Origin of the sequence: Burkholderia sp., assembly GCF_018375725.1 — a bacterium.
Classification (GTDB): Bacteria; Pseudomonadota; Gammaproteobacteria; order Burkholderiales; family Burkholderiaceae; genus Burkholderia.
The window spans coordinates 1-7872 of the sequence record NZ_JAHACR010000201.1 but is presented as its reverse complement, the minus strand read 5'-3'; the positions used below and the strand labels follow the sequence as shown (position 1 = coordinate 7872).

Here is a 7872-nt window from a genome sequence, read left to right as displayed (position 1 = left end):
GCTCGCCGCATTCCGCGAGCGCTACCCGAACCTGAATGCGACACAGGAGCTGTTCGAGATCGGCGCGCGGCGGATCACCTGCGCGGGCGGCACCGCGTCGATCGACATGATGCTCGACCTGATCGGACGCCGGCATGGCGCCGATCTCGCGGCGGCCATTTCCGAGCAGTTCGTCGTGAGCCGCATTCGCCAGCGCTCCGACAGCCAGCGGCTCGAAATCGCCGCTCGCTACGGCGTGCACAACCGCAAGCTGATCCAGGTGATCGGCACGATGCAGCGGCATATGGAAACCCCGCTCGGGCCCGACGCGCTCGCCGGCGAAGTCGCCGTCACGCGGCGGCAGCTCGAACGGCTGTTCAGCGCGACGCTGAACGACACGCCGACGCGCTTTTATCTGAATCTGCGCCTCGACCGCGCGCGCGAACTCCTTCAGCAGACCGACATGACGATCACCGCCGTCTGCGTCGCCTGTGGCTTCGAATCGCCCTCCCACTTCTCGCGAACGTATCGCGCACGCTTCGGTGCGAGCCCGCGCGGCGACCGCCGGGCGCTACGCTGACGACCGCACATGCGCCGCAGGCGTCATGCGCGGCGCGCGCACGGATCCGGCACCCTTCGGTTCGGACACGGCCGCGCCGGTTTCAACAAATTCAACGGCACTCATGTCTCGCTCCAGATCCGCAACAGATTGTGATAGCACCCGACGAGGCTGCGGCGTGCCTGCGCATCCGCATCGCTCGCGTTGAGCCGCTGAATCGCGGTGTCCATGTCGAACAGCAACGCACGCTGCGCGTCGCTGCGTACGAGACTCTGCACCCAGAAGAAACTTGCGACGCGCACGCCGCGCGTCACGGGCGTGACCTGGTGCAGGCTCGTGGCCGGATAGACGATCATGTCGCCCGCCGGCAGCTTGATCTCCTGCACGCCGTACGCATCCTCGATCACGAGTTCGCCGCCGTCATATTCATCGGGCGCCGACAGGAACAGCGTGACGGACACATCGGTGCGCAGCTTCACGCCGTTCGGCAGCACCCGCACGGCGCCGTCCACATGGCTGCCGAACGTCATCCCGCCTTCATAGCGGTTGAACAGCGGCGGATAGACCTGATTCGGCAGCGCCGCGCTGATGAAGAGCGGATGGCGCTCGATCGCCGACAGAATCACGTCGCCCAGCTCGCGCGCGATTGGCGTGTGCTCCGCAATCTGCTGGTTGCGCTTGACCGGCGCACCCGAATAGCCGGCCGTCACGCGGCCGTCGACCCACGCATCGTCCGCATGATCGAGCCGATCGCGCAGCATGCGGACCTGCTCGGGCGTCAATACGTTCGGAATGTGTACAAGCATCGTCGTTGCCCTTTCGTGATGAGGCGCGCCGTCATGACGAACGGCGCGCCCGCGGCGAGCGTGCCGCTCAGAACCGATAGTCGACGGTCGCGAGGAACGTCCGGCCGACACCCGGCACCGCACGCCCGCCGTCCGACTGGATCAGCGCATCGTAGTACGACTTGTTGGTCAGGTTGAGCACGTTCAGCCGCACGTCCCACTGCTTCGCGTGATACGCGGCCGTGGCGTCCCAGCGCGTGTAGCCGCCCACCTGCACGTAGTTGGTGTTCGCCGCGTAGCGGCTGGACATGTACGTCGGGCCGCCGCCGATCTCCCAGTGCGGCGTCAGCGCGTACGTGGTCCACAGCGTCAGCGTATTGCGCGGCGTGTTCGCCAGCGTCTTGCCCTGCGTGCCGTCGAGCGCGTGCAGGATCGTCCCGTCCATATACGTATAGCTGCCGTACACCTGCCATTTCTCGGAGATATGGCCCGTCACGCTCGCCTGGAAGCCACGCACGCGGATGTCGCCCTGGAGCTGGTATTCGCCCGTCGAGGTCAGCGTGCGCGCGTTGTCCTTGTCCTGCTGGAACAACGCCGACGTGACCGACAGGTTGTCGTTCAGCAGGTCCCACTTGCCGCCGACCTCGAACGACTTGGTATGTTCCGGCGTCAGGTTCTGCGTGTTGTTCGTCACCGTCAGCGTTTCGAGCGACGGGTTGAACGACGTGCCGTACGAGAAGTAGTACGACTGCCAGTCCGTCGGCTGATAGATCACGCCAGCCCGCACGCTGGTGAAGAAATTCGTCTGGGCCGCATAGGCCGGCGCACTGACGGTATTGCCGATGTGCGCCTGGAAGCGATCCCAGCGCAGGCCGCCGACGAGCTTCCATGCCTTGCCGATCGACACCGTGTCGTTCACGTAGCCGGCCAGCGACGTTGCACCCGATTCGGCATGGTTGGCCGCCGTCTGCACGGCATTCGACGGCGTCGATGCGAGATAGGCGGGATCGATCAGCGACACGATCGGCAGGTTGCTGCGCGTGTATGCCTGGTTCGTATAGCTGTCGTGGCCGAACTCGACGCCGGCGACGAGGTCGTGCCGCACGCTGCCCGTATCGAACCGGTACTGCACCATCGTGTCGTTGTAGATCGCGTGGTTCTCGATCACGCGGTCGTGACTCACGAGCTTCACGTACAGCGCCGACAGCGGCAGCGACGTGTAGTTGCCGTTCGACAGCGCCTTGCTCGATGCAAGCGGCCCGGTCAGCACGGCGCCCGACGCAGTTTCGCGCGCGTCGGTCATCGAGTGCGAGAACTGCGTGCGGTTGCTGATCTTCAGCGAATCGTTGATCTTGTGGTCGATGCGCGCGGAAACTGTCTGGACATCCTGGAACGTGCGGTCGTCGGTCAGACCGTAGAACGTGCCCTTCGATACCGGCGCCGGATGGCCGTTGACGGCGAGCACGCCGTAGTCCGGCATGTCGTAATTGTGCTGGATCAGCGCGGACAGCGTCACCTCGGTCGGTGCGCCGATGCCGAAGCGCAACTCCGGCGCGATGCCGTAGTCCTTGTTCCTCATCTCGTCGCGCGTCGAACCGAGCGACTGGCCGAACGCGTTGATGCGGAACGCGGACGTCTCGCCGAGCGGGCGGTTCAGATCGACACTCGTGCGATAGCGGTCGTTGGTGCCGAGCGTCGTCGACACTTCGGCGGACGGCTTGAGGTTCGCCTTCTTCGTCACCTGATTGATCACGCCACCCGTCGAGCCGCGCCCGAACAGCATCGACGACGGGCCGTACAGCACTTCGACCGATTCGAGATCGAACGTGTCGCGGTAGTACTGGTTGCGATCGCGAAAACCATCGAGATAAATGTCGTTCTGTGCGGTGAAACCGCGCAGGTTGATGTTGTTGCCGATCTGGCCGCCTTCCGCCCCGCCGATCGTGATGCCCGGCGCATTGCGCAGCGCGTCCTGGAACGATGTGAGCCCCTGGGACTCGATCAGCGCCTTGTTGATCACCGTGACCGACTGGGGAATGTCGCGCAACGCGGTCGGCGTTTTCGCGCCCACGGTCGCGCGCTCGGCCTGGAAGTCCTGCTTGATCGCCTGCTCGGACACGGCAATGGCCGGAAGCGTGCCCTGCCCGGCCGGCGCGCTGTCTGCGGCCGATGCGGCGGAAGCGGCAGACGCAGCGGAGGCCACGGAGGCCGCAGCAGCGGCCGACGACGGCGTGGCAGCCGCATTCTGCGCAAGTGCGGGCGAAGCGAAAGGCACGACAAAGGCCAGCGCGAGCGCACTCGCGAGCGGAGTCCTGTTCAACATGGGGTTCCAATCAGAAAAAGCGGCTCCGTGCGCACACGCATGGTCGCGCGGCACCGGCACGGAAACGATGGCTGGCTGGCCGCTGGCGTTCCGGAACGGCAGGCGGCGTCATGCTGGCTACGGTTGGTCTGGAATCGACGAATCGATCTTTAAATGAGAATCGATATCATTCCATGGTTTTCAGATTGTTTCAATTGATAACGATCCCATCATGAACCGGCGCGGTATTTCTGAAAATTACAGAAAGGATGGCGCAATGATGTGATTGGATTTCGTAATTTTCATGATTTATTCGTCACACAAAATAACGACTCAATCCTTTCTTTTTCGGGAATTGCACATGCGCGGCGCAATCCCCGTCTCATTCGCACAGAAGACCGTCTCACCTGTTCTTTGCGCCACCCCGGTTGTAAAAAAACGCGAACCGAAGTTCGCGTCCAAGAGAGATTCGATGAAGACCGCTTTGCCGAAACCGGTCAGAACGAATGCCGGATACCGATCCGCACATCCGCCTGCGTTTGCGTCGTCGACGGCGTGAAACTGTAGCCGATCACCGCATCGACGTCCTTCGATGCGCGCAGATAATCGCCGGAGATATAGACGTCGGTGCGCTTCGACAGCAGGTAATGCAGGCCCGCGGAAGCCTGGTTCCAGTGATGGCCTTCGAAGCGCGTGTGCTGATAGCCGGCGAGCAGGCTGAGATCCGGCGTGAACTGATACGAGCCGCCACCTTCGTAGACCTGCATGTGCGACGTATTGCCGAAGCCCTTGATCGTCGTATAGGAGAAGTTGCCCGTCAGCGTCAGCTGGTTGAACGTGTAGCTCGTGCCGATGCCGAACGTGCCCTGGCTGTCGACGGCCGCCGGCGTGTTCGCAAACAGGTCGGTCCGCTCGCCGGTCACCGGATCGATGGTGACGGTCTGCTGGCCGAGGAAGGTCTTCGTGCCGATCATCGCGTACGGATCGAACGAGTAAATGCCGAACGGATTGTTCAGGCGCGTATAGGCCGTGCCGATCGAAAATCCCTCTCGCGTAAAGCTCGCGCCGACGCTCCATGCACTGTTGCGATGGAAGTTGCCGGAGACATTGCCGAACGAATACATCCCGCCGAACCGGAAGCCGCCGAACTCGTTCGACATGAATTTCACCGAGTTCGGCAGGCGGTCGCCGTTGAAGCGGTCGAAGTCGCCCTGGTGGATCGCATAGCCGCTGGCCCACGCGGAAATGTTGTAGACCGACACCAGTTCGTTGGTGATGTCGAGCTGGTTGCCCAACGACAGCGTGCCCCAGTCGTTCTGCAGGCCGACGTATGCCTGACGGCCGAATTCGGTGCCGCCGAAGCCGAGCTGGCCGGTGCCGAGACGGAAGCCGTTTTCGAGCGCGAAGACCGCCTTCAGGCCGCCGCCCATGTCTTCGACGCCCTTGAAACCGAAGCGGTTGCCGTAAGCGATGCCGTCGTCGAACTTGAAGACGTGCGCGCCGCCGCTGTTATTCACCCACGTCACGCCCGCATCGACGGTGCCATGCAGCGTCACGCTGCTCTGCGCATGACTCATCACGGGTACGCAAGCGGCCGCGCATGCAAGCGCGGCGGCCACGGCAACTTTCGACTTTCTCATTATCGACCACCCTCCCTGACCATTCGTTGGAAAGAAGACCCCAGACCTGTTTCGCGACGATGCTTGTGCGTTAGTTTCGAATTCCTTACAACCGACGACCCCTTCATTTCGCTTTTCGCAATAGCGAAGGCATGAACGAAAAAGTACAAACCCATATTTCGCGTCACCCGTCTGAAGGCGACAGCAAATGGTCCAGATACGACTGCGCGGGTAAATACGGATGACGGATGCAGGCCATGTCACGCCCCGTCATCACGCGCGGCCCGGCGTGTCCGGCTGACGCGCCGATACCAGCCACACGGCGGGTCGGTTCTATCCGCTTTCGATCTGGCCTGTTTAACTTGGGCATCGCCATTGCCAGGCTCGCCGCGACACGCGCCGCCGCCAAAATCGCTTACCCCGAACAGAGGAGCCTCATGACCGCCGCCCCACGCCCCGATCAATTCGTCCTGACGCTGTCATGCCCGAGCGCTGCCGGGCAGGTCGCCGCCGTTGTCGGCTTTCTCGACCGGCATCGCTGCTATGTCGATGCGCTGAACGTGTTCGACGACGATCTCAGCAACCGCTTCTTTGTCCGCTGCGTGTTCCATCCGGCCGACGAAACCTCCCTTCGCATCGATGCATTGAGAAACGAATTCGCGCCGATCGCCACCGGCTTCGACATGCAGTGGGCGATCCACGATGTCAATGCGCGGCCGAAGGTGCTGATCATGGTGTCGAAGCTCGAGCATTGCCTCGCGGATCTGCTGTTCCGCTGGCGCATGGGCGAGCTGAAGATGGATATCGTCGGCATTGTGTCGAATCACGCCGACCTCGAACCGCTCGCCACGCAGCACGGGTTGCCGTTCCGCCATTTCCCGATCACGGCCGAAACGAAAGCGCGGCAGGAAGCGCAATGGCTCGACCTGTTCGAGACGAGCGGCGCGGAACTGGTGATCCTCGCGCGCTACATGCAGGTGCTGTCCGCCGACACCAGCGCGAAACTCGCCAACCGCGCGATCAACATCCACCACTCGTTCCTGCCCGGCTTCAAGGGCGCGAAACCGTACCACCAGGCGCATGCCCGCGGCGTGAAGCTGATCGGCGCGACCGCGCACTTCGTCACCGACGATCTCGACGAAGGGCCGATCATCGAACAGGTCGTCGAGCGCGTCGACCATGCGTTGCGGCCGGAGCAATTGCTCGCGGTCGGCCGCGACGTCGAGTGCATCACGCTCGCGCGCGCGGTGAAGGCGTTCATCGAGCGGCGCGTGTTCCTGAACGGCGATCGGACGGTCGTTTTTCCATAATTCGCCGCGTCAGATGACGAAAGCCCGACCTGTCCGCACAGGTCGGGCTTTCTTTCATGCACCGCGGCGCGCATAAAAAAAGTCCGCCGGGCCCGTGTGCGATATTCGGGCCCGGCGGACGATCCGTTTCTTCCGCGCGCTTACCTGACCCAGGCGAAGTAGTACGACAGCCAGATCGTCAACGCGGCCGCGACCAATGCCGCATACGGCACAAGATTCAGCCACATGCTGCGCTTCGGCACGTCGAGTTCCATGTCGCGCAGCATCTGCGCCGGGAAACGGCCGCGGTCCTGCCAGTAGTGGCGATAGATGAATACCGGCACGATCAGCAGCATCGCGATCAGGCCATTTCGCAGCGTGCCGTCGCCTTGCAGGTTCGCGCCTGCGCCGACATAGACGAGATTCGCGTAGCCGCAGATCGAACCCGCGACGAGCAGCCATGTCGGGCAACGGAACGGACGGTCCCAGCCGCCGCGATCCATCCGGTGAATCCAGCCGGACTGCAGGTTGAGGAACACGAACAGCATGTAGCAGACGTTCGAGATCGCCAGCACCGTCATGTAGTCCGACATCATCAGCAGCACGAGATTGAAGCCGAGATCGGTCCACATCGCGCGCGTCGGCGCGCCGTGCTCGTTCACATGCGACAGGTATTTCGGCAACCAGCCGTCGACCGACGCCTGATACAGCGTGCGCGACGAACCCATCATCGAGGTCATCACGATCAGCAGGATCGACAGCATCAGCATGACGACGAGCGCGTTCGCCACCCATGCGCCGCCGCCGACGATCTTCGCCATCGCCGCGCCGACGCCGGTTCCGTCGCCGATCGCCGGATCGAGCATCGCCTGCGTGCCGAGCGCACCCTGGAACGCCATCGGCACGAGCGTCATCACGACGAGACACAGCGCGCCCGACCAGAAGATCGCCTTCGCGGTGTCGCGGCGCGGATCGCGGAATTCCCGTGTGTAGCACACGGCGGTTTCGAAGCCGTATGATGCCCAGCCGGCCATGAACATCGCACCGAGCGCCATCACGACGCCCTGCCCGTTCCACGCACCGAATGTCCCGGCGGTCAGGTTGCCATGCGCGTCGTGGCCGAGCGGCAGCAGCGGCAACAGGTTCGACATGGGCACATCGCCGGTCACGAACGGCACGATACCCACGATCAGCAGCGGCGTGAGCGACGCGATGCCGAGAATGCGCTGCGTGCGCGCCGCTTTCGACGCACCGCTATGCTGCAGCTTGAACGTAATGAGCAGGAGGATCGTCGCGATGACGAAGATCGCGTTGATCCGAAGCGACAGGCCCGGCTTGA

At 63.2% G+C, this 7872-nt stretch carries 6 protein-coding genes; 2 read left to right on the top strand and 4 right to left on the bottom strand.

Features of this window, described 5'->3' with window-relative positions; genetic code table 11:
* Positions 1-559, top strand: a 559-nt coding sequence (locus tag KH616_RS18045; protein WP_292248958.1) for a helix-turn-helix domain-containing protein, incomplete at its 5' end; no start/stop codon positions are given.
* Between the two features lie 101 nt (positions 560-660).
* Here KH616_RS18045 and KH616_RS18040 read toward each other — a convergent pair.
* The 3 genes from KH616_RS18040 to KH616_RS18030 all read right to left on the bottom strand — a co-directional run bounded on the left by KH616_RS18040 (position 661) and on the right by KH616_RS18030 (position 5265).
* Positions 661-1344, bottom strand: coding sequence for a Fe2+-dependent dioxygenase (locus tag KH616_RS18040; protein ID WP_292248955.1), 684 nt, complete (start codon positions 1342-1344; stop codon positions 661-663).
* A gap of 67 nt (positions 1345-1411) precedes the next feature.
* Positions 1412-3646 carry a TonB-dependent siderophore receptor gene (locus KH616_RS18035; protein ID WP_292248952.1) on the bottom strand — a complete coding sequence of 745 codons (2235 nt, stop codon included), beginning with the start codon at positions 3644-3646 and terminating at the stop codon, positions 1412-1414.
* 476 nt (positions 3647-4122) lie between these two features.
* Positions 4123-5265 (bottom strand): porin, encoded by a 1143-nt coding sequence (locus tag KH616_RS18030; RefSeq protein WP_292248949.1) that lies wholly within the window; start codon positions 5263-5265, stop codon positions 4123-4125.
* 416 nt (positions 5266-5681) lie between these two features.
* Here KH616_RS18030 and purU point away from each other — a divergent pair, with 416 nt between their 5' ends.
* Entirely contained in the window at positions 5682-6554 is an 873-nt protein-coding gene (purU, locus tag KH616_RS18025) for a formyltetrahydrofolate deformylase (RefSeq protein ID WP_292248946.1), read from the top strand.
* A 140-nt stretch (positions 6555-6694) separates the two neighbouring features.
* Here the strand turns inward: purU and KH616_RS18020 are convergent.
* The coding region (locus tag KH616_RS18020) for an APC family permease (RefSeq protein WP_292248944.1) at positions 6695-7872 on the bottom strand (1178 nt) is incomplete at its 5' end.

What these genes read in the sequence shown, in the direction of transcription:
- KH616_RS18040 (WP_292248955.1), bottom strand. Translation starts at nt 1,344, where the DNA reads ATGCTTGTACACATTCCGAACGTATTGACGCCCGAGCAGGTCCGCATG.
- KH616_RS18035 (WP_292248952.1), bottom strand. Translation starts at nt 3,646, where the DNA reads ATGTTGAACAGGACTCCGCTCGCGAGTGCGCTCGCGCTGGCCTTTGTC.
- KH616_RS18030 (WP_292248949.1), bottom strand. Translation starts at nt 5,265, where the DNA reads ATGAGAAAGTCGAAAGTTGCCGTGGCCGCCGCGCTTGCATGCGCGGCC.
- purU (WP_292248946.1), top strand. Translation starts at nt 5,682, where the DNA reads ATGACCGCCGCCCCACGCCCCGATCAATTCGTCCTGACGCTGTCATGC.